The sequence below is a fragment of the Nocardia sp. NPDC049935 genome (assembly GCF_055586645.1).
Genome location: NZ_JBVJHV010000001.1, coordinates 461,111 through 482,205, shown reverse-complemented (window position 1 = coordinate 482,205; position 21,095 = coordinate 461,111). Strand labels below are relative to the sequence as shown.

Below are 21,095 nucleotides of genomic sequence, written 5' to 3'. Positions count from 1 at the left end.
GACGCCGCCCGGGGCGGTCACCGATTCCGGTACCGCGGTGCGGACGACATCGCACGGCGGCGTCCGGAGCGCGGCCGGTCACCCGATTCGGGAGACCGGCCGCGCGATACCGCGACGGATCAGGAGGGGGTCATACCGCCTCGGCCGCCGAATCCGGCACCCGCAGCTGCGCGCCCGCGTCGACGCCGAGCCGTCGTTCGAAACCCTCCGGGATCACGATGTCGGAGCGGTCCAGTTCGCCGATACTCGTCTTTCGCAGCCCGAGCAGGGCGGAGTCGATACCACCGCGCAGGATGTCCAGGACGTTCTCCACACCGGCCTGGCCGTTGGCCGCCAGGCCCCACAGGTAGGCACGGCCGATCATGACCGCGCGGGCGCCGAGTGCCACCGCCTTGACCACATCGCTACCGCGCCGGATACCACCGTCCAGCACGACCTCGATCTCGTGCCCCACCGCACCGGCGACCACCGGCAGCGCCCGGATGGAGGCGGGGGTGCCGTCGAGGTTGTTGCCCCCGTGATTGGACACCGAGATGGCGGCGACGCCGGCATCGACGGCGCGGCGCGCGTCGTCCACCCGCATGACGCCCTTGAGCATCACCGGACCGTCCCACTGTTCGCACACCCAGGCGACATCGGACCAATCCGGCGCCGGCGTACCCATCCATTCGCCGTACGCGCCGAAGAAACCGGGCGCGGGGGCGTCACCGAGGGCCATATTGGGGGCGGTGAGGTCGGGCAGGGAACCCGACTTCAGATAGGTGGTGAGCCACCGCGGTTTGGTGATCACCTGCGGCGCGAAGCTCGCCATCGTCTTCAGATCCAGCTTTTCCGGGATCACCGGGCTGCCCCAGTCGCGGCCGTGCGAGAACGACCAGTCGAGAGTGAGGATGAGCCCCACCGCGCCCGCGGCCTTCGCCCGGGCCATCCGCCCGGCGATATCGTCCTTGCTGCCGCACCAGTAGAGCTGGAAGAAGGTGGACGGATTGGCCGCGACCACCTCTTCGACGGGTTTGCTCGCGAACGACGACAATCCCATGGCGGTACCGCGGGCGGCGGCGGCCCGCGCGACGGCGACCTCACCGTCGGGGTGGACGGCCTGGACACCGGTGGGCGAGATGATCACCGGCATGGAGATCTGCTGACCCATCACGCTGGTCGACTGGTCGCGTTCGCCGATCGGACCCGCCGCGTGCGGGGCGAAACCGAGTTCGGCGAAGGCCGCCTGGTTGTCGTCGATGGTCTGACCACGTTCGGAGCCGGCGACCAAGGCGCCGTACACCGATTTCGGCAGGCGTTTCTTGGCGCGCCGGTGCGCTTCGGCCACGGTTTCGAACCACGGGTTCATGGTCGGATCCTTTCCACTGGTTCCGGCCACCATTGCCGGACCTGTTCGGACAGTTGGGAGATGAGTTCGGCGAGTAGCCCGGCGCCCTCGGCGGCGGACGCGCCGGTGGGGTCGCCGAGCACCCCGTCGGCGCTGACCGCCCGCACCCCGCCCGCACGGAGTTCGGGCAGGATCTCGGCCAGCGGCCGGGTATCGCCGGGCCGGATACGGCCGGTGCGCACACGTTCCGGCGCCAGACCCAGTTGCAGGGAGGTTTCGGTACGGCCCGCGTGGGCGTCACCGCGGTAGCGCGGCAGATGGAGGCGGACGTCGCGCGATTCCGCACGCAACCGGCCGACCGCGCGCCGCAGCGCCTCGACATTGCCGCCGTGACCGTTGACCAGCACGATCCGGTCGAAGGTGTCGGTCGCCGACCGGCACAATTCGACGATCAGGAATTCGAGCGCCTCCTGGCCGATCGAGAGGGTTCCGGGGAATCCGCTGTGCTCACCGCTGGCGCCGTAGGCCACCGCCGGCGCGACGAGCACCTCGGGGCGGCTCGCGGCCAGTCCGGTGGCCAGGGCGACGGCGAGATCGGTATCGGTCGACAGCGGCAGGTGCGGGCCGTGCTGCTCGGTCGATCCGACCGGCACCGCCAGCACCGGCCCGGCGCCCCGGAGTGCGCCCACTTCCGGCCATGTGAGGTCCGCCACCATCATGGGCCGACATTAACGTCAGTGACTGACATAATCAAGTGCGTCGGCGGTGGCGGATAATCCCCCCGTGACTGCACAGCATTCCCGGGGGCGCCCGCGCGGCACCACGAAGCGGGAGCTCGAACTCATCGCCATGCGGTTGTTCAGCGAGCAGGGTTTCGACGAGACCACCGTCGAACAGATCGCCGCCGCGGCGGGTATCAGCGGACGGACGTTCTTCCGCTATTTCCCCGGCAAGGCGGAGGTGCTGTGGTACTCGTTCGACGACGAGGTGACCGCGCTGCGGGCCGCCTTCGCGACCGTCCCCGACTCCGAGCCGATGATGGCGGCGGTGCGGCGAGTCGTGGTGAACGCCAACCGGTATCGCGCCGAGGACGTACCCGAACTGCGGATCCGGATGAAACTGGTCGCCTCCGTCCCGGCGCTGGCGGCCACCGCGGGAGCCCACTACGACGCCTGGGAACGGGCGGTGGGCGAATTCGCCGCGACCCGGCTCGGCGAACCCACAGACGCCTTGATCCCGATGGCCGTGGGCCGGACGACCCTCGCGGCGGCGCGGGCGGCCTTCGACGCCTGGCAGGCGCGGGCGGACGCCGATCTCACCGTGTACCTCGATCACGCCCTCGCCGGGCTCGAGCGCGGCTTCGAGGCGCCCCCGGACGGTCACCGGGCAGCTGGGCGGCAAACTCGAGCGGCAGGTTTCGGCGACGCGGGCCCGAGGGTATGACTAGGCTCGGTATCGGCACGACCGCCGAAATAACTACGATGTACCGGACCGCCGTCGAAAGGGGCACAAGTCACATGTCCGAGGTGTCCACGAGCCTTTCGGCGGACTCATTGGCCCGGCCTGTCGATAAACTCCTGCCACAGCTCGTCGAGCATCTGCGCCAGAACCGCACGGCGCTGCGCGAGGAGTGGGCCCGGCGGATCAGTGAGGCGCGGCTGCTCACCGCGATGACGCCCGAGGAAGTCTTCTCCGAGGCGACCTCCACCTACGACTACTACGTCGAGGTGCTCGAAACCGGCAGTGTCGAAGCGCTGCAGGCCTACGCGCGCGACCTCTCCGAGCGCATCATCCCGAGAGGAGTCGAAACCGACGAAATCCTCGGCATGGTGCTGCTGCTGCGCGATGTGCTGGCCCGATCGCTGTTCGAGAAATATCAATCCAACTTCGAATTACTCAACGCCGTCCTCGATGCCTACGAACCGGCCGCGAACCGGATCGCCAATACCGTCGGCGTCTCCTTCGTCCAAGAGCGTGAGCGCGTCATCCGGCAGCAGCAGGAAGCGATTCGTGAGCTGTCCACTCCGGTACTACAGGTCCGGGAGCAGCTGCTGATCCTCCCGATGATCGGCGTACTGGACAGCCAGCGCGCGCGCCAGCTCACCGAGCAGTTGCTGCGGGCGATACGGAACAACCGCGCCAAAGTGGTCGTGATCGATATAACCGGTGTGCCCGATATCGATTCCACGGTGGCGAACCACCTGGTTCAGACGGTCGACGCCTCCGGGCTGATGGGCGCGAGCGTCATCATGACCGGCCTGTCCTCCGATATCGCGCTGACGCTGGTGACCATCGGACTGGATCTGTCGAAGGTGAACGCGGTCGGCGACCTGCAGGGCGGAATCGAAGAGGCGGAACGGTTGCTGGGATACGAGGTATCCCGCGCGACCGAGCGCAGCGAACGCGATCCGCGATAAGTCGGAACGATATGCCGGTACCAATCCTCAAACAGGGTACGTATCTGATCGCATCAGTGCAGTCGGCGCTGACCGACGCGGACACCGAGCGACTACAGGACGACTTGATGAATCAGGTCAGCAAGTATCGTGCGCAGGGAATCATCGTCGACGTCACCGCCATCGATGTGATGGATTCCTTTGCCGCACGGTCGTTGCGGACCATCGCCCATATGACGCAGCTGCGCGGCGCGGAAACCGTTATCGTCGGCCTGCAGCCCGAGGTCGCCTTCGCTATGGTGCAGCTCGGCCTCACCTTTGAGGATATGCACACTGCACTGGACCTCGAGGAGGGCTTGGCTTGGCTGAACCGAAAGGCTTCGGCCCGGCACAGGCGCCGGGATGGTCGTGACAGTGGCCGCTGAACAGGTGGTAATCGCGGTCACGATGTCGAACGACATCGTGACCGCACGTCAGGCGGGGCGGGACCTGGCCGAGGAACTCGGCTTCACCCTCACCGACCGAACCATGATCTCCACGGCGATCTCCGAGGTCGCGCGGAATATCACCAGTTACGCGAACAACGGAGAGATCCGGCTGCAGGTAGCCGAGCGCGACGGCCGTCGCGCTCTCGTCGTTCAGGCCAAGGACCAGGGACCGGGAATCATCGATATCGCCCGGGCCATGGAGGACGGTTATTCGACCGGATTGGGACTCGGTCTCGGCCTGCCCGGCGCGAAGCGGCTGATGGACGGTATGGCCATCGAATCCGCACCCGGCCAGGGAACACTGGTCGAAATGTGGAAGTGGGTACCCTCCGGTGCATGAGGACGGGTCCATCGGCCGGATCGAATGGGCCACGGCCGGCCGCGCCCTCCCCGGACAGGATGTCTCGGGTGACCGCTGCCTCGTACTGGACACCGGTTCCGACCGGGTGTTGTTCGCGGTCCTCGACGGGCTCGGGCACGGCACCGCCGCCGCGGCGGCGGTGGATCGGGCCACCCGGGTACTGACCGAGAACCATGCCGAACCCCTGGACGTGCTGATGGTGCTGTGTCATCGGGCGATGTCGGATACCCGCGGCGCCGCCGTCTCGCTGGCCCTGTTCGGTGCCGAGGAGACGCAGTGGCTGGGCGTCGGCAATGTGGACGCCCAGCTGATCACGGTGGGGCCCACCGGTCCGCAGGTGAGCGCGGTGGTCCTGCAGAGCGGCGGCATCGTCGGATACCGCCTGCCCTCGACCCTGCAGCCGCAAACCGTGCCGGTGCGCCCGGGTGATCTGCTGCTGATGTCCACCGACGGGGTGGAGGTGGACCCGGAAGCCGATATCGATCTGGCGAAGTCCACCGTCGATATCGCCAGGGGGCTGCTCGCCGAGCACGCCAAGAAGACCGACGACGCCCTGGTACTGGCCGCCCGCGTGCGCGGCGCCGTCACCGGCGGCACCCGCGTCCGGCGCAGAGACGTGCTGATGCGCAGGAACCGGCAATGAGCGCGACGCTGGCGGCGTTCCTGGACGCCTATGCCGACGCCCTGCGCCGTCATCTCGCCGATCCGGAGGGTGACGGCCTCGTCGAGGGCCACGAACTGGGCCGGCGGGCGCTGGTGGAAGGCATCAGCCTGCTCGACCTCACCGAACACCATTTCCGGGTGGTGAAACAGGTCCAGGCCGAAGCGACGGCACCGGCCGGCGCCACCGCGGCCGCCGACGGCCCGCTCACCGAACACGCCCTGGAATTCCTGCTGCAGACGCTGATCACCCTGGACGTGGCGACCCGCGGCTACCTCGACGGCACCCGGCGCTACGAACAGCAGCGGTCCCGCGCCGATGATCTGGCCGGCCGCGACGAGTTCCGGACCGCGCTGGTCGAATCGCTGCAGGACGGTTTCTTCGTGGCCGACGCCCGCGGCACCCTCATCGAGGTCAACAAGGCGTTCGGCGAGCTCACCGGCTACGGAGCGACGGGCGTGCCCTATCCGCTCCCCCATCCGTGGGCGATTCCGGAAGGACCCCGCTACCCCGATCTGGGCACCGAGGCATCCCGTTTCGTGGTGCCCATCCAGCACCGGGACGGCCGGCGGCGCTGGATCGGGGTGAGCACCAGTGCCCTGGTGAAACCCGACGGCGAGGAGCACATCTTCGTCGGCACGGTCCGCGATGTCACCGCCGAACACGACGCCCAGGCCCGGGATCAGGCCGCCAACCGACTCGCCACCGCCTTGGCCGCCGCCACCACCGTGGCCGAAGTGCTCGAGGTCGGCCTGGACGAACTGCGGCGTACGGTGGCCGCGGAAACGGCCGTGGTCGCGGTGTGGCCGGGGCACGGGGCGCCCGAGGTGTACATCTCCGGGACTCCGCCGGCCGGTACCCCGGAGACCGATACGGCCGCGCACCGGCTCGAACCGGCCACCGAGGCCATTCTGAAACGCGCCCGGTTGCGGCCGGGCCGGACGCTGCTGGCGGTTCCGGAGGGTGGCGCGGACAGCGCCGAGGGTATCGTCGCGCCGCTGGGCGAAACCGGCGATACCGCGCTGTGGCTGCGATTCCCGGTGCCGCGCGTGGTCGATGCCGCCGATTGGACGCTGTTCTCGCTGCTCATCGGCCACCTGAGCCTGGCCGTACAGCGCGCCCGCAACTTCGATCAGGCCCGCTCCACCTCCCTGACCCTGCAGCGGGCCATGCTCGGGCCCATCGAACTGCCGCCCCGGTTCTCGGTGCACTACGAGCCCGCGTTGCCGCCACTGGAGATCGGTGGCGACTGGTACGACGTGGTCCCGCTCCCCGACGGCACCATCGGCGTCGTGGTCGGCGACTGTGTGGGACGCGGGCTCTCGGCGGCGGTGGTGATGGGCCAGTTGCGGACCGCCGCGCGCGCCCTGCTGCTGCGCGGCGCCGGACCGGCGCAGTTGCTCACCGAACTCGATCCGGTGGCGGCCCGGATCCCCGGCGCGCTGTGCACCACGGTCTGCGCGGCGGTCCTGGACCCGGTACGCGGGCTGGTGCGCTACAGCAACGCCGGTCATATGCCGCCGATCCTGGCCGATGTCGACAAGACCGGGCGGTTGCTCGAGGGCGGCAGATCGGTACCGCTGGCGACGTTCGACACCCCGCGGCGACCGGAGGCGACCACACCCCTGCCGCCGGGCTCGACCCTGGTGCTCTTCACCGACGGGCTGGTGGAACGCCGCGGCGAGGATATCGACGAGGGGTTCGCGAAAATCGCCGCGATCCTCGCGGATACAGCCGAGAAACTCCCCCGTGAGGTCGCCGATTCGGTGCTGTCGGCGCTGCGCCCCGAAGGCGGCTACGACGACGATATCGCGATGGTCGTCTACCGGCAGCCGCCCGCGCCGCTGCGCCTGGACGTCCCGGCCCGGCCGGACCGGCTGGCCATGCTGCGCCGTACCCTGACAGCGTGGCTGTCCGCCGCGGCGGTCCCGCACAACCTGACCTCGGATCTGGTCGCGGCGACCAACGAGGCGTGCAGCAACAGTATCGAACACGCGTATCGACAGGGCGGCGCCGACACCGAACGGGTCGTGCTCACCGCCGAATGCGTCGGTGACCAGGTGGTCATCGAAACCACGGATACCGGGACCTGGCGACCCCGGCCGGCCGATCCGGGCCCCCGCGGCCGGGGGATCGATATGATGCGGGCACTCACCGAAGAACTCGAAATAGACCATCCCGGGCCCGGAACCAGGGTGCGGATGTCGGTGACCCTTCCGGCGATCACGTTCCCGGTGGCCAGCGCCCTGCGCGGGACGAACAACCGCGCCGGCGGGAATACGATGCAGCGAGATCGAGGGACTCATGGCAGATTGTGAAGACGTGACCAATACTCCTCCAGACGCGAACCCGCTCACGGATACGATGACGACCTCGGTCGCCGACCACGACGGCGTCACGGTGCTCACGGTTACCGGGGAGGTCGATCTCGCCACGGCCCCCGCCCTGGAGACCGCGATCGATACCGCGCTCGACGCCGGCCCCGCCGGTCTGGTGGTGGATCTGGCGGCCGTGAGCTTCCTGGCCTCGGCCGGGATGGCCGCCCTGGTCTCCGCGCACCAGCGCGCCGGGGACAAGACCACCATCGCCCTCGTCGCCGAGGGGCCGGCCACCAGCCGGCAGCTCAAGATGACGGCCCTGGACCAGGTCTTCGCATTGCACGCCACCCTGGACGCCGCACTGGCGAGTTTCCGGGGCGAATAACCGGCAGCCCTACGACAACGGGCCCGGCAGCGATTCGCTGCCGGGCCCGTTGTCGTAGGCTCCGCGCCGGGGATCAGTCGCAGATCGCCCGGAACTGCTCGATCAGTTTCACCCGGTCGGCGGGAGTGGCGGCCAGCGGCGCCACATTGAGTACCGTGACCCCGGCCTCGGCGAACGCGGCGACCCGCTCCTTGACGAAACCGGCCGGGCCGATGAGCGAGATATCGCGAACCAGGGCGTCGGGGACCACCGCGGTGGCCTCGTCCTTCTTGCCGGCCAGGTACAGCTCCTGGATCCGGTCGGCCTCGGCGCCGTAGCCGTACCGGGTCGCCAGGGTGTGGTAGAAGTTCTTGCCCTTGGCGCCCATACCGCCGATATAGAGCGCCAGCATCGGTTTGACGAATCCGAGCAGCGGTTCCACGTCCTCGCCGATGGCCAGCGCCGGACCGGCGTACACGTCGAGCGGGCCCAGCTCCGGATCACGCTGCTGTTTCCCGGCCCGCAGGGCGTCGCCGAACACCTCGTCGGCACGTTCGGGCAGGAAGAAGATCGGCTGCCAGCCCTCGGCGATCTCCGCGGCCAGCTGGACGTTCTTCGGGCCCAGCGCGGCCAGCAGGACCGGGACACGTTCCCGCACCGGGTGGTTGATGAGTTTGAGGGGTTTACCCAGACCGGTGCCCTCCCCCTCGGGCAGCGGGATCCGGTAGTACTTGCCCTGGTATTCCAGCCGCTCCCGGCGCCAGACCTTGCGGCAGATTTCCACGAGTTCGCGGGTCCGTCCGATGGGCGCGTCGTAGGGCACACCGTGGAAGCCCTCGATGACCTGCGGGCCCGAGGCGCCCAGACCCAGTACGAACCGGCCGTCGGAGACGAAATCCAGCCCCGCGGCGGTCATCGCGGTCAGCGTGGGGGTCCGGGTGTAGAGCTGCATGATCCCCGAGGCCAGCTGCAACCGGGTGGTCTTGGCGGCGAGGTAGCCCAGGGCGCTCACCGCGTCGAACGAGTACGCCTCGGGCACGAACACGATGTCCAGGCCCGCCCGTTCCAAATCGGCCACTTCGGCCGCCGCCTCGGTGAAGCCGCCCGAATAGTTGATACTCAATCCGATCCGCATGCCCTCAACATAATCCCGGCTACGGGGTGGCCCCGCACCGGCCACGCCGGGCGACGGGGTAGGTTGAGAGCGAAAGCTCCACCGGTAGCACAGCTAACTTTGAGCAATTGTGATCGAGAAAGGCCGAATCGTGTCGCAGCCCACCCAATCGCCACAGCACACCGCCTCCGGGTTCGGCGGTTCACCGATCGGCGAGTACCTGGGCGAACTCGCGGCGAAGGTCCCCGCACCGGGTGGCGGCGCGGTCGCCGCGCTGCACGCGGCGCAGGGCGCGGCACTGGTCGCGATGGTCGCGCGGTACACCACCCGCGCCAAGGACGCCGAGCACCGGCCGGTGATCGACCGGATCATCGAATCCGCGGATATCGCGCGGGAGCGGTCGCTGGCGCTGGCCGACGCCGACGCGGCGGCCTTCACCGCGGTCGGCGCCGCCTACAAACTGCCCAGGGAGACCGACGAGGAGAAGGCGCGCCGGGCGGCGGCCGTCGAGGAGGCCCTGATGGAGGCCGCCCGGGTACCGGCCGCGGTGGTCGACGAGGCCGACGGAATCCTGATCCTGGCAACCGAATTGCTGCCGATCGGAAATACGAATGTTGTCACCGATATCGGCGCCGCGGGCGCGGCCGCCCGGGCCGCCGCGGTGACCTCCCAGCTCAATATAGAGATCAATCTGGCCTCGCTACCGGTGGAACGCGCCGCCGCATTCACCGGGACACTGGGCCGGATCGAGCAAATCACCGCCCGGGCGGATTCCCTGCATCAAGAGGTATTACGCGCCGTCCGCGGATGATTCGGATGCACATATCAGCAGGTACGAATTAACCAGTTATATGCCGAACTGCGATTATTCGAGATCGGATGGACAACGGAGCACGCGTAGAATGATGGGCGTTCCTGATATTCGCACTGCTCCACCGCTCGACCCAGGCACAATCGGCTAGACCGGCCGGCGGGGCACCGGCGGCCGGGCAACTGTTTGCTCCAGCTCGACGAGTGCAGGAGGTAACGGTGAGGATCGGGTACACATCGGCGCCGGTTACGGCGGAAGCCCCTGAGCCGGGTATCGATGTCATCACCGAACACGGAGTCGTATCGAATATCGCCGACTGTTCGGCGGATCCCGGTGCGCTGACGCCTGGTCAGGCCAGACGCGCCTTCGATATCCACTGGCTCTGTTCTCCCGAATGCCTGGTCCGCAGACGGGCCGGACTCACTTTGGCGATAGCCGCACCACCGGACCGTCCCGCGTTCGGCATTTCGCCGGGCCACCGGGCCCGGCGCGGCGATTGATTCCCGCACGGCGGGCACGTTCCGCCCTTCGCCCGTGCGTCTTTTCTGGCTGCCGGAGAATTCCGGCGCACTTCTCATAGCACCACCGCTCTCCCAGCGAATGGTTTCTCGATCGGCTCCACCCCTTGGCCGGGCGGCGATAGTCGCACGTGCGCGCGGCCACTAATCGAGGAGGAAGAGTTGAGCACAATATTCACGAATACCGAAGTCGAATCCGATACTCCGGCGCGAAAACCGCGGCACGCCCGGTTCGGCGGAGCCGGACGTAACCACCCCCTCAACATCGTGCTGGTCGCGCCGCCGTACTTCGACGTGCCCCCGGCCGGTTACGGCGGTGTCGAGGCCGTGGTGGCCGAACTGGCCGACACCCTGGTCGCGCGGGGACATCGGGTGACGCTACTGGGCGCCGGAAAGCCCGGCACCGAGGCGGAATTCGTACCGGTCTGGGAGACCACCCAGGCCGACCGGCTGGGCGACCCGTTCCCGGAGGTCGTCAATGCGCTCAAGGTGCGGCGCATGGTCGAGAAACTGGCCCGCTCCCGGCATATCGACATCATCCACGACCATACTTTCGCCGGCCCCCTGAATGCCCCGGCCTACGAGAACCTGGGTATTCCGACCGCGGTCACCGTGCACGGGCCGGTCGACAACGATATGTGGGAGTACTACGGGGCTCTCGACGAGCACACCCGCCTGGTCGCGATCAGCGACCGCCAGCGCGAACTCGCCCCGAGCTTCAACTGGATCGGCCGCGTGCACAACGCGCTGCGCCCCAGTGAATGGCCGTTCCGCACCGAGAAACAGGACTACGCGCTGTTCCTCGGCCGGTACGCCTCCTACAAGGGTCCGCAGCTCGCCCTGCGCGCCGCCCACGAGGCCGGTATCAAGCTGATCCTTGCCGGTAAATGCAATGAGCCGCCGGAGAAGGCCTTCTTCGCGCAGGAGATCGAGCCCCTGCTCACCGATACCGACCACGTCTTCGGGGAAGCGGACGCGGTGGCGAAACGGGAGTTGCTCGCGGGCGCGCGCTGCCTGCTCTTCCCGATCCAGTGGGAGGAGCCGTTCGGCATCGTGATGATCGAGGCCATGGCCTGCGGCACCCCGGTGGTGGCGCTGCGCGGCGGGGCGGTCGAGGAGGTCGTCGAAGACGGCGTCACGGGCATCATCTGCGATCATCCCGATGAGCTGCCGGCCGCTATCGCCCGGGCGAGCGAACTCGATCCGCACGCGTGCCGTCGGCGTGTCGAGGATTATTTCGGGGTGGATGGGCTCGGCGCCGGATACGAGGCCGCCTATTACCGCATACTCGATGCGTGGGACGAGTCCCACAGCAGGGGCCAGATATCGACCGCCGCCGGTATCCGCCGCGCCGCGGTACCCGCGATCCGCAGCGACGCCGGCACGACACCGGTATGGAGCAGGGCATGAGCGTACCGCCGCCGAGAATTCTCAACTCCGGCCAGCCCGCCGCCGTCAACGGCGGCGGCGGGACGGTCACCCTGGTCGAGGCGAGCACCTTCTGCTTGTCCGACCCCCTCGGCGATATCCATTCCGGCACCTCGCAGGGCCTGTTCTATCGCGATTCCCGGGTGATCTCCCGCTGGGAGCTGCGGCTGGACGGCCAGCCCGCCGAACATCTCACGGTGCTCACGCCGGAAGCGTTCAAGGGCCGGTTCATCCTGCGTAAACCGCCGCGGGCCGGGGTCGCCGACAGCACTGTGCTGGTGGTGCGGCGCCGGCTCATCGGTAACGGCCTCAAGGAGGCCATCACCGTGCACAACCTCGGTCACGAGGACACGGCGATGACCATCACCTTGTTCGTCGACTCCGATTTCGCGGATCTGTTCGCGGTCAAGGAGGGCCGCAACCACGGCGGCGGCGCGGAGCACAACGCCGTGGACGGCGATCTGCATCTGACCGATCACAACGAACCCGGCCGCGGTCTCACCATCAGCGCCACGGCCGGGGCGGTCATGCTGCCCGGCACCATCACCTGGCAGGTGGTGGTGCCGGCCCGCGGCCGCTGGGATACCGAGGTCCTGGCCCAGCCGGTGCTCGCGCACCGGCGGGTGCAGATGGCCGTCGGCGACGACGAGGACAGCCCGATCAGCCGGCTCAAGGCGTGGCGGGCCACCGCCACCGACCTCACCGCCACCGATCCGGCGCTCTCGGAGGTATTGCAGCGCACCGAGAGCGATCTGGGCGCGCTGCGCATCGACGGCAGCGTCGACGGCGCCCCCGCCTACGTGGCCGCCGGGGCGCCCTGGTTCATGGCACTGTTCGGCCGTGACAGCCTGCTCACGTCGTGGATGGCGCTGCCGCTGGATTCCGCGCTGGCCGTGGGCACGCTGCGGCGGCTGGCGGATCTGCAGGGCACCAAGGTCAATCCGATCACCGAGGAGGAGCCGGGCCGCATCATGCACGAAATGCGGCACGGGCCGGCCAGCGGGCAGGTCCTCGGCGGCACCGTGTACTACGGGTCGGTCGACGCGACCCCGCTGTTCGTCATGCTGCTGGCCGAATGCTGGCGCTGGGGCGCCGGGGATTCGGTGGTGCGCGAATTGCTTCCGGCCGCCGACGCCGCACTGGCCTGGATCGACGAATACGGTGACGCCGACGGCGACGGATTCGTCGAATACCGCCGGAAAACCGATCGGGGGCTGGCAAACCAGGGCTGGAAGGACAGTTTCGACGCCATCAACGATGTCACCGGGCATCTGGCCGAACCCTCGATCGCCCTGTGCGAGGTGCAGGGCTACGTGTACGCGGCCCGGCTGGCCCGCGCCCAGCTGGCCGAACACTTCGGCGACGCGGGTACCGCGGCCCGGCTGCGCGAACAGGCCGAGACTCTCAAGGCCCGGTTCGACGAGGCCTTCTGGGTGGAGAAGAACGGCTGGTACGCGGTGGCCCTGGACGGCCAGAAGAACCAGGTGGACGCACTGACCAGTAATGCCGCCCAGTGCCTGTGGACCGGGATCGTCTCCGACGAACGGGCCGCGGAACTGATCGAGCGCCTCGCCGACGTCGCGATGGACAGCGGTTTCGGTCTCCGGACCCTGGCCGCCACGATGGGCGCGTTCAACCCGATGAGCTACCACAACGGGTCGATCTGGCCGCACGACACCGCCATCGCGGTTGCGGGGCTGCTGCGGTACCGCCATATCGCGGGCGCGAGCGAATTGGCCGAACGGCTCACCACCGGCCTGCTCGACGCCGCCGGTGAGTTCGGTGGCCGGCTGCCGGAGTTGTTCTGCGGATTCGCCCGCACCGAGTTCCGCTCCCCGGTCCCCTACCCGACCTCCTGCTCCCCGCAGGCGTGGGCCAGCGCGGCGCCGCTGCTGCTGGTGCGCTCGTTCCTGGGCCTGTCGCCCTGCGCCCCGCACCGCGTCCTGCGAGTGACCCCGCAACTGCCGCGGGAATGGGGCAAGGTGGGCCTCACCGATCTGCGGCTCGGCCCGGCGACGGTGAGCATCCACGCGGAGGGCACAACCATGCACGTCCACGGCCTGCCCGACGATTGGAAACTCGTCACCGAATAGTGACCCCCGGTGTGTCAACGTCGCAAAGCGGTGCCGGGACGATATCTTGGGTGGTTGAGTTGATCATGGCCCCTTAGGATGGACGTCTGTCCACCAGTCGTCCGTAAGGGGTGGAACCATGAATACTGTTGCCCGGCATCTGTTTCTGGCGATCGCGGTCGCCCTCTCGCTAGTGGTCGTCCCAGCCGGGGCGAACGCGATGTCGATCGGGGAATCCGGCGCCGCGCCCGTCTCCGCCGTAACCCCCGCCGAGGGCGCGATGGTCGGTATCGCCCATCCCGTTACCGTCCGGTTCTCGTCCGCGGTCACCGACCGGGAAAGCGCCGAGCGGTCGCTGTCGGTGACCGCCGGTGATCCGCTGCCCGGTTCGTACTCCTGGCGCGGCGACCGGGAGCTGACCTGGACTCCGACCGGTTTCCTGCCGGCGAACACGACTCTCACGGTGAACTTCGGGGAGCGCCGCACCCAGTTCCAGACCAACGGCGGCGTGGTCGCCGACGCGAATATGTCCACGCATACGTTCACGGTCAGTATGGGCGGCCAAGTGGTGCGCACCATGCCGGCCTCGATGGGTAAGCCCGGCTGGGAAACCCCGGTGGGCACGTTCCCGGTGCTGGAGAAGTTCCGCAACATCATCTTCGATTCCCGCACCATCGGTATCCCCCTGGATTCCGCGGAGGGGTACCTGATCGACGGCGAATGGGCGGAACGGCTCACCTGGGGCGGCGTCTTCGTCCACTCCGCGCCCTGGTCGGTGGATGCCCAGGGCAATTCCAATGTCAGCCACGGCTGTATCAACCTCGCGCCCGCCGACGCGTCCTGGTACTACGAGAACGTCGGGATCGGCGATCCGGTGACCGTCCACTGGTGACCGTCCGCCGACCCCGCACTGCGTAGTCGTCCGTGATCCACTAGAACGGTGGAGTACGAGCGCGCGTAGCGAACGACGAAGGGGGCCGCGCCATGGATCGACCACCGTCGAACCGGGGCGCCGGGGCGGACGGCTCTCCCACCGACCCCGTCCGTCCGCCGTCATCCGGGCCGCGTCCCGGCGACCCGGATCCGCAATCGTGGCGGCCGGAGCTGTATCTGCCGTCGCACGGCGGGCCGGGTACCGGCGACGAGTCGATGCCCACGGAGCCCATACCGGTGCTGCGGCCGCCGCATCCACCGGTCGGTTCCCCGGAGCACTACGAGGGCGACTGGGCGGACTGGGTGGCGCACGGGCATCCGGACGGGCCCGGCGACCGGTCCCCCGCCGGGCCGGATCGGGCGCCCGCACCGGCGGCCGCACCCGATACCGAGTACGACCCCCCGCCGGTCCCCGAGCCCGCCGCCGCGCAGCGGGCCGAGGAACCCGATCCCCCGGCGGCCGGGGAACCGACCACGGCCCGGCAGCGCCTGCGGGCGCGCCGGACGGTTCCGACCCGCACCGGCCCGGTGCCCGCGCCCGCGGGCGGCACCTCGGGCGGGGGTATCCGCTGGATTCCGGTACTCCTCGGAATCGCGGGCGTGGCCGCACTGGCCGCGGCCGCGTACGTCCAGTTCGCGGTGGTCGGCGGTGGTGACCCCCCGGCTCCGGCCACCGCGGCACCGAGCGCCGCCGCGCCCGCGACCGCGGCGGCCGATCCGCACTGCCCCGCCCAGCGCGCCGGCAACACCGTGCAGGGCAACGGCCCGGGCAGCGACGATTCCGGTCCCGACGCCATCTTCGGGTTCCAGCACGCCTACTACGTCGCGCGGTCCGGAGATCAGGCGCGGGCCCTGGTCGCACCCGACGCCGCGGTCCCGGCCGCCCCCGATATCCAGCAGGGGATCGACGGTATCCCGGCCGGGACCACCCATTGCGTCCAGATCGCGCCGGGCGCCTTCGTCGGCCAGTACACCGTGACGGTCACCGAGTACCGGCCCGGTTCGGCGCCCCTGGGCTACAACCCGCAACTGGTGACGACGATGCGAATCGGTGACCGGACCTTGATCACGGGTATCGGCCCCATGCCGTGACCGCCACGATTCGGTCCGTACCGCCGGGGCGGGTGGTCGGTGGCCGCGGTCGGGAGCAGACTCGGAAGATGGACGCCATCGGCACGGTCCGGGTTCCCGACCATCCCACGGTGCAGGCCGCGTTGTCGCTGGCCCGCCGCGCGCCCTCGGTCCACAACACCCAGCCGTGGCGCTGGGTCTTCGACGGGCACCGGCTCCAGCTGTACCGCGACACCAGCCGTCGCCTGTCCTCGGCCGATCCGCAGGGCCGCCAGCTCGTCATCAGCTGCGGCGCCATGCTGGACCATGTCCGGACGGCGTTCGCCGCGGCCGGTTGGGATACCGAGGTGACGCGACTGCCCGATACCTCCCCCGACCATCTCGCCGGCATCGAGTTCGCACCCGCCCGCGCCGTCTCCGACACCGTGCGGGAACGGGCGGCCGCCATCGACCGCCGCTACACCGACCGGTTGCCGATGCTGCCGCCCCGGGACTGGGAGCGGGTGGCGCCCGCGCTGGCGACCACGGCCACCGCGCACGACATCGTGCTGGAGGTGCTCGCCGACTCCGCTCGGTTACGCCTGGCGGCGGCCTCGGCGCAATCCGCGGCGCTGCGCGAATACGACCCGCAGTATCTGAACGAACTGCACTGGTGGGCCGGTAACGACTCCCCCGCCGACGGCGTGCCGCTCTCCGCGCTGGTCTCGGCCGCCGAACTCGCGCAGGTCGGCGTGGGCCGGGCCTTCCCGGCCGCCCCGCCCTCGCTGCGGCGCGGGGAACTGACCGATGCCTCGCGATTGCTGGTACTGGGGTCGGCTGCCGACACTCCCCTGGACTGGCTGCGCACGGGCGAAACCCTGTCGGCGGTCCTGCTGGCGTGCACAGCGGCCGGGCTGGCCACCTGCCCGCTCACCCATATCACCGAGGTCCCGGTGAGTCGCCGCACCATCGCCAACCTGCTGACCGCGCCCGCGCTGCCGCAGGTGGTGATCCGGGTGGGCACAGCGCCCACATCGTCCGCGCAACCGCCCACTCCGCGCCGCCCGGTGGGTGATTTCCTGGAACTGCACCGCGAGCGCTGAACACCCCGCGCCCCGGCGGCGACCCACGCGAGAACGGCCCCGGCCCCACCGGAATCGGACTACTGTTCCCCCATGACTGCCGCGATCGATATCTCCGGTCTGGTGAAGACCTTCGGCCGCACCCGCGCTCTCGACGGACTCGATCTCCAGGTGGCCGCCGGTGAGGTGCACGGTTTCCTGGGACCCAACGGCGCCGGGAAGTCCACCACCATCCGCGTGCTGCTGGGTCTGCTGCGCGCCGACGCCGGTACGGTCCGGTTGCTCGGCGGCGACCCGTGGTCCGGCGCCGCGGAATTGCACCGCCGGCTCGCCTACGTCCCCGGTGACGTCAGTCTGTGGCCCGGTCTCACCGGCGGCGAAGTGATCGACCTGCTCGGACGCTTACGCGGCGGCCTGGACGAAACCAGACGCGCCGATCTGCTCGAACGCTTCGATCTGGATCCGACGAAGAAGGGCCGCACCTATTCCAAGGGCAACCGGCAGAAGGTCGCGCTGGTGGCGGCGCTGGCCTCCGATGTGGAACTGCTGCTGTTCGACGAGCCCACCTCCGGCCTGGATCCGTTGATGGAGGCGGTTTTCCAGGAGTACGTGGAGGAGATCCGTCGCGACGGTCGCACCGTCCTGCTGTCCAGCCATATCCTCGCGCAGGTCGAGGCACTGTGCGACCGGCTGACCATCATCCGGCACGGGCGCGCGGTCGAAACCGGGACCCTGGCCGATCTGCGGCATCTGACCCGCACCTCGATCGACGCCGAAACCCGGCTCCCGGCAACAGGTATGGACGAGCTGCGCGGTGTCCACGACCTGATCGCCGACGGCACCCGGGTCCGGTTCCAGGTCGACACCGTCGAACTGGGCGCGGCCGTGGAACATCTCACCTCCTTCGGTATCCGCACCCTCACCAGTCAGCCGCCGACCCTGGAGGAACTGTTCCTCCGGCACTACGGTGACGAACTCGCCGCCGCGGGGGTACCCGAATCGTGACCACGCTGCGACCACGCGGCCGGTACGCCGGCACCTTCACCGGTACCGGCACGCTCACCCGCTTCGCGCTACGCCGTGAACGTTTTCCCCTGGTGGCCTGGATCGTGGGCGGCACCATGATCTATTGGTCGCAGGCGGTCGCGCTCGACGCGGCCTATCCCGAACAGGCCGATCTGGATGCGCTGGCGCGCAGTATGTCCGGGAACGCGGCCATGATCGCGATGGCCGGCCCGCCGCGGGTGCTCGACACCGTGGCCGGTCAGGTCGCGTTCCAGTCCAGTGCGTTCGGCATGATCGTGGCCGGGCTGATGAGTATGTTCCTCATCGGCCGGCACACCCGTGCGAACGAGGAATCCGGCCGCGACGAACTCATCCGTTCGGCGGCGGTGGGCCGGTACGCACCACCAATGGCGGCGACTCTGGTCACGGTGACCGCGAATATCCTGCTCGGACTGGCCATCGCGGGCAGCCTGACCGGATACGGCCTGCCCGCCGCCGGATCGATCGCGCTCGGCGTCGGGGCCACCTGCGCGGGCCTGGTATTCGGCGCGATCGCGCTGCTGGCCGCCCAGATCACCTCGGGCACCCGGAGTTGCTACGCCGTCACCGGCGCCGCACTGGCCGTCTCGTATCTGCTGCGCGCGGTCGGCGATGTCGGCAACGGCGTGCTGTCGTGGTTCTCGCCGCTGGGGTGGGGGCAGGCGATGCGCCCATACGACCACGAGGTCTGGTGGCCGGCCCTGTTGTCCCTGGTGGCGGCCGCCGTGATCGGAGTGGCCGCGGCCCGGGTCCTCGACCGGCGGGATTTCGGAGCCGGCCTGGTCCCGCCGCGTCCGGGGCCCGCGCGTGCCCCCGAATCCCTGCACGGCACCTTCGGATTGGCGTGGCGCCTGCAACGGGGCCTGCTGATCGGATGGGCGCTCGGGATGTTCTTCGGCGGGATGTCCTTCGGCACGATCGGCGACGATGTGGACGATCTGCTCGGCGATATCGACCTGGATCAGGTTCTCGGCCAGAACATGGGCAGTATGGTCGACGCGTTCTACGCGATGGCGGTGGCGATTCTGGCGATCATCGGCTCCGCCTATACGATCTCCGCCGGCCTGCGTCCCCGCGGCGAGGAATCGGCCGGGCACGCGGAGCCGCTGCTGTCGACCCGGCTCCCGCGGCTGCGCTGGCTGGCCGGGCACGCGGTGATCATGCTGGCCGGTTCGGCCGTGGTGGTAGCAGTGAGCGGGTTCGGGATGGGGATCACCTACGGACTGATCACCGGTGACCTCTCGCAGCCGATCACCCTCACCGGCGCCGCCCTGGCCTATCTGCCCGCGGTCTGGGTACTGGGCGGGGTGACGCTCTTCCTGTTCGGGTTCGCACCGCAGATCACCTCGGCGGCGTGGCTGGGGATGGCCTTCTGCGTGGTGGTACTCATGTTCGGGGCGACGCTGAAGTTCCCGGGGTGGCTGATGAGCCTGTCACCGTTCGACAATATCCCGCTGGTACCCGCGCAACCCTTCGACGCGGTGCCCGTACTCCTCACCGCCGGTGTGGCGCTGCTGCTCTGCGCCGCCGGCGCCTTCGGTTTCCGCCGCCGCGATCTGCAGACCAACTGAGCGCCTACCCGATACCACCCGCACTCAGCGGTGGGCCGGGCGGAAAAGTCACCGGAAGGGAGACCGTTGCACGATCATCACCGCGGCCGGCCGGGCCGGGCACGCGTGCGGTCCCGCGCCGAACGCCAGAGGCGACCGGTCGTCGCCGCGGATTTCCGGGCGGCGTGACGGCGCGAGCACCTCCGGCCCGTCCGCGTATCGGCCGGCCCGGGTTCTCAGCGCCCGCTGCGGATGGGCCGGCTCTCCGGGAAGGTCACCGGCAGCGATACCAGCGCCCGGTGGAAGGGGCCGGGACGCCAGCGCAGTTCCGAGGAGGGCACCGCCAGCGTCATTTCCGGTATCGCGTCCAGCAACTGATCGAGGGCGTCCTGCACGATCAGCAGCGCGACCGACCGGGCGGGGCACCCGTGCGGGCCGACGCTGAACGCGAGATGCGACCGGTTGTCGGTCAGACCACCGGATTTGATGGCGGGATCGTTGTTGCAGGCCGCCATGCTGATCACGACGGGCTGATGCGCGGGCAACCAGATACCGTCGATGAGCATGGGCTGCCGGGGGTAGCTGATGCAGTAGTTCGCCAGCGGCGGATCACTGAACAGCACCTCGTCCAACGCGTCCCGCGTCGACAGACTGCCGTCGAGCACGGTCGCCGCGAACCGCTCATCGGTCAGCATCAGCAGCAACGTATTCGCGATCAGATTCTGCGGCGGCTCGGTGCCCGCGCCGTACAGCAGCGCCAGCTGCTGACGGGTCTCCTCATCGGTGAGCTGGGCATGATGGCGGACCAGGCGGGTGGTGATATCGGACCCCGGCTGCACGCGTTTGAGCCGCGCCAGTTCGAGCAGCGCATCGGCCTGGGCGACGTTCCCCTCGGCGGCGCCGACCGTATCGAACATGGCCGCCAGCCCGCGCGCCGCGCGATGGCCCAGTTCGGGCGGGCAGCCGAGCATCGCGTTGAGTACCGCGAAGATGAGCGGTGAGGCGTACTGGCCCACCACATCGCAGTGCCCGTCCGCGCAGAAGGAGTTGATCAGGGTAATCGAGATCTCCTCGATCACGGCATGCAGTTCGTGCATATCGACCCCGTCGATGGCCGCTACCGCCGCCGACCGGTAGCGCAGCCGGTCGTTGCCCACGGTCCGCAGTGGATTGGGCCGGTACTCCATCATCGGCAGCACCGGGCAGTCCTCGGATATGCCGCGCTGCCACATCCGCGGATCGGCGGGGAAATGCTCCTGATCATTGAGGATGCGGACCGCGGTGTGGTAGCCGATCACCAGGGTGGCGGGAACGCCGGGGGAAAGTTCCACCGGCGCCAGGGAGCCGAACCGCCGGCGCATCTCGCGATACGCCCGGTGCGGATCGGCCGCGAAATCCTCTGTGTACAGAGGGATATGCGGCCCGGATGTGTCCACCGGCGAACCGTGGACAATCACGCGCTGGTCGGGCAGTTCCAGCTGAGCAGGTTGCGCTGTGGTCAAGACATCACACTCCGAGGTTCGTATGAATCGGCGAATAGTGCGTTCTCGCAGACCTATCCGCCGACCCATACATCCC

The 21,095-nt window shown here is 69.2% G+C and carries 19 protein-coding genes; 15 read left to right on the top strand and 4 right to left on the bottom strand.

Annotated elements, in window-relative coordinates:
* Window positions 1-130: 130 nt before the first annotated feature.
* Together mftD and mftE are read right to left on the bottom strand one after the other, a co-directional pair.
* Complete coding sequence (gene mftD, locus ACZ6SF_RS02290; RefSeq protein WP_466059994.1) at window positions 131-1,348, bottom strand: pre-mycofactocin synthase MftD; 1,218 nt, start codon at window positions 1,346-1,348, stop codon at window positions 131-133.
* Window positions 1,345-2,043 (bottom strand): mycofactocin biosynthesis peptidyl-dipeptidase MftE, encoded by a 699-nt coding sequence (gene mftE, locus ACZ6SF_RS02285; protein WP_466061312.1) that lies wholly within the window; start codon window positions 2,041-2,043, stop codon window positions 1,345-1,347. The genes mftD and mftE overlap by 4 nt, the downstream gene beginning before the upstream one ends.
* Before the next feature lie 67 nt (window positions 2,044-2,110).
* Between mftE and mftR the strand changes: the two genes are divergently transcribed.
* From mftR to ACZ6SF_RS02250, 7 genes are all read left to right on the top strand, one after another.
* Complete coding sequence (mftR, locus tag ACZ6SF_RS02280) at window positions 2,111-2,770, top strand: mycofactocin system transcriptional regulator (RefSeq protein WP_466059992.1); 660 nt, start codon at window positions 2,111-2,113, stop codon at window positions 2,768-2,770.
* 74 nt (window positions 2,771-2,844) lie between these two features.
* On the top strand, window positions 2,845-3,744 hold the full coding sequence (locus ACZ6SF_RS02275; RefSeq protein WP_466059990.1) for an STAS domain-containing protein: 900 nt from the start codon (window positions 2,845-2,847) through the stop codon (window positions 3,742-3,744).
* An 11-nt stretch (window positions 3,745-3,755) separates the two neighbouring features.
* Window positions 3,756-4,148 carry an STAS domain-containing protein gene (locus ACZ6SF_RS02270; protein WP_466059988.1) on the top strand — a complete coding sequence of 131 codons (393 nt, stop codon included), beginning with the start codon at window positions 3,756-3,758 and terminating at the stop codon, window positions 4,146-4,148.
* Window positions 4,126-4,551, top strand: a complete 426-nt coding sequence (locus ACZ6SF_RS02265; protein ID WP_450002164.1) for an anti-sigma regulatory factor — start codon at window positions 4,126-4,128, stop codon at window positions 4,549-4,551. The genes ACZ6SF_RS02270 and ACZ6SF_RS02265 overlap by 23 nt, the downstream gene beginning before the upstream one ends.
* The gene (locus ACZ6SF_RS02260) at window positions 4,544-5,215 is read left to right on the top strand and encodes a SpoIIE family protein phosphatase (RefSeq protein WP_466059986.1); all 672 of its coding nucleotides are present in this window, start codon (window positions 4,544-4,546) and stop codon (window positions 5,213-5,215) included. The genes ACZ6SF_RS02265 and ACZ6SF_RS02260 overlap by 8 nt, the downstream gene beginning before the upstream one ends.
* Window positions 5,212-7,551: a SpoIIE family protein phosphatase gene (locus ACZ6SF_RS02255; protein ID WP_466059984.1), complete on the top strand. Its 2,340-nt coding sequence runs from the start codon at window positions 5,212-5,214 to the stop codon at window positions 7,549-7,551. Before ACZ6SF_RS02260 ends, ACZ6SF_RS02255 begins: the two co-directional genes overlap by 4 nt.
* Window positions 7,552-7,597: 46 nt before the next feature.
* Window positions 7,598-7,936 carry an STAS domain-containing protein gene (locus tag ACZ6SF_RS02250; RefSeq protein WP_466059982.1) on the top strand — a complete coding sequence of 113 codons (339 nt, stop codon included), beginning with the start codon at window positions 7,598-7,600 and terminating at the stop codon, window positions 7,934-7,936.
* A 73-nt stretch (window positions 7,937-8,009) separates the two neighbouring features.
* Here ACZ6SF_RS02250 and ACZ6SF_RS02245 read toward each other — a convergent pair whose 3' ends face one another.
* Entirely contained in the window at window positions 8,010-9,050 is a 1,041-nt protein-coding gene (locus ACZ6SF_RS02245) for an LLM class F420-dependent oxidoreductase (protein ID WP_466059980.1), read from the bottom strand.
* Between the two features lie 130 nt (window positions 9,051-9,180).
* Between ACZ6SF_RS02245 and ACZ6SF_RS02240 the strand changes: the two genes are divergently transcribed.
* From ACZ6SF_RS02240 to ACZ6SF_RS02205, 8 genes are all read left to right on the top strand, one after another.
* Window positions 9,181-9,840 (top strand): cyclodeaminase/cyclohydrolase family protein, encoded by a 660-nt coding sequence (locus ACZ6SF_RS02240; protein ID WP_466059978.1) that lies wholly within the window; start codon window positions 9,181-9,183, stop codon window positions 9,838-9,840.
* A gap of 782 nt (window positions 9,841-10,622) precedes the next feature.
* Window positions 10,623-11,768 carry a glycosyltransferase family 4 protein gene (locus tag ACZ6SF_RS02235; protein WP_466061311.1) on the top strand — a complete coding sequence of 382 codons (1,146 nt, stop codon included), beginning with the start codon at window positions 10,623-10,625 and terminating at the stop codon, window positions 11,766-11,768.
* A complete protein-coding gene (locus ACZ6SF_RS02230; protein WP_466059976.1) occupies window positions 11,765-13,879 on the top strand; it encodes an amylo-alpha-1,6-glucosidase in 2,115 nt (704 codons plus the stop codon). The genes ACZ6SF_RS02235 and ACZ6SF_RS02230 overlap by 4 nt, the downstream gene beginning before the upstream one ends.
* A 118-nt stretch (window positions 13,880-13,997) precedes the next feature.
* Window positions 13,998-14,750: a L,D-transpeptidase gene (locus ACZ6SF_RS02225; protein ID WP_466059974.1), complete on the top strand. Its 753-nt coding sequence runs from the start codon at window positions 13,998-14,000 to the stop codon at window positions 14,748-14,750.
* Window positions 14,751-14,842: 92 nt separating this feature from the next.
* A complete protein-coding gene (locus tag ACZ6SF_RS02220) occupies window positions 14,843-15,883 on the top strand; it encodes a DUF8176 domain-containing protein (RefSeq protein ID WP_466059972.1) in 1,041 nt (346 codons plus the stop codon).
* 68 nt (window positions 15,884-15,951) lie between these two features.
* Window positions 15,952-16,944 carry an Acg family FMN-binding oxidoreductase gene (locus ACZ6SF_RS02215; RefSeq protein ID WP_466059970.1) on the top strand — a complete coding sequence of 331 codons (993 nt, stop codon included), beginning with the start codon at window positions 15,952-15,954 and terminating at the stop codon, window positions 16,942-16,944.
* Between the two features lie 72 nt (window positions 16,945-17,016).
* The gene (locus tag ACZ6SF_RS02210) at window positions 17,017-17,928 is read left to right on the top strand and encodes an ABC transporter ATP-binding protein (protein WP_466059968.1); all 912 of its coding nucleotides are present in this window, start codon (window positions 17,017-17,019) and stop codon (window positions 17,926-17,928) included.
* Complete coding sequence (locus ACZ6SF_RS02205) at window positions 17,925-19,538, top strand: ABC transporter permease (protein WP_466059966.1); 1,614 nt, start codon at window positions 17,925-17,927, stop codon at window positions 19,536-19,538. Before ACZ6SF_RS02210 ends, ACZ6SF_RS02205 begins: the two co-directional genes overlap by 4 nt.
* Before the next feature lie 215 nt (window positions 19,539-19,753).
* On the opposite strand, the gene ACZ6SF_RS02200 is transcribed toward ACZ6SF_RS02205, so the two are convergent.
* The gene (locus ACZ6SF_RS02200) at window positions 19,754-21,019 is read right to left on the bottom strand and encodes a cytochrome P450 family protein (protein WP_466059964.1); all 1,266 of its coding nucleotides are present in this window, start codon (window positions 21,017-21,019) and stop codon (window positions 19,754-19,756) included.
* Window positions 21,020-21,095 lie beyond the last annotated feature (76 nt).

Coding starts and splice junctions, on each gene's coding strand:
- ACZ6SF_RS02250 (WP_466059982.1), top strand. CDS start 7,598: ATGACGACCTCGGTCGCCGACCACGACGGCGTCACGGTGCTCACGGTT.
- ACZ6SF_RS02215 (WP_466059970.1), top strand. CDS start 15,952: ATGGACGCCATCGGCACGGTCCGGGTTCCCGACCATCCCACGGTGCAG.
- ACZ6SF_RS02275 (WP_466059990.1), top strand. CDS start 2,845: ATGTCCGAGGTGTCCACGAGCCTTTCGGCGGACTCATTGGCCCGGCCT.
- ACZ6SF_RS02265 (WP_450002164.1), top strand. CDS start 4,126: ATGGTCGTGACAGTGGCCGCTGAACAGGTGGTAATCGCGGTCACGATG.
- ACZ6SF_RS02245 (WP_466059980.1), bottom strand. CDS start 9,050: ATGCGGATCGGATTGAGTATCAACTATTCGGGCGGCTTCACCGAGGCG.
- ACZ6SF_RS02210 (WP_466059968.1), top strand. CDS start 17,017: ATGACTGCCGCGATCGATATCTCCGGTCTGGTGAAGACCTTCGGCCGC.
- mftE (WP_466061312.1), bottom strand. CDS start 2,043: ATGGTGGCGGACCTCACATGGCCGGAAGTGGGCGCACTCCGGGGCGCC.
- mftD (WP_466059994.1), bottom strand. CDS start 1,348: ATGAACCCGTGGTTCGAAACCGTGGCCGAAGCGCACCGGCGCGCCAAG.
- ACZ6SF_RS02225 (WP_466059974.1), top strand. CDS start 13,998: ATGAATACTGTTGCCCGGCATCTGTTTCTGGCGATCGCGGTCGCCCTC.
- ACZ6SF_RS02230 (WP_466059976.1), top strand. CDS start 11,765: ATGAGCGTACCGCCGCCGAGAATTCTCAACTCCGGCCAGCCCGCCGCC.
- ACZ6SF_RS02220 (WP_466059972.1), top strand. CDS start 14,843: ATGGATCGACCACCGTCGAACCGGGGCGCCGGGGCGGACGGCTCTCCC.
- ACZ6SF_RS02270 (WP_466059988.1), top strand. CDS start 3,756: ATGCCGGTACCAATCCTCAAACAGGGTACGTATCTGATCGCATCAGTG.
- ACZ6SF_RS02255 (WP_466059984.1), top strand. CDS start 5,212: ATGAGCGCGACGCTGGCGGCGTTCCTGGACGCCTATGCCGACGCCCTG.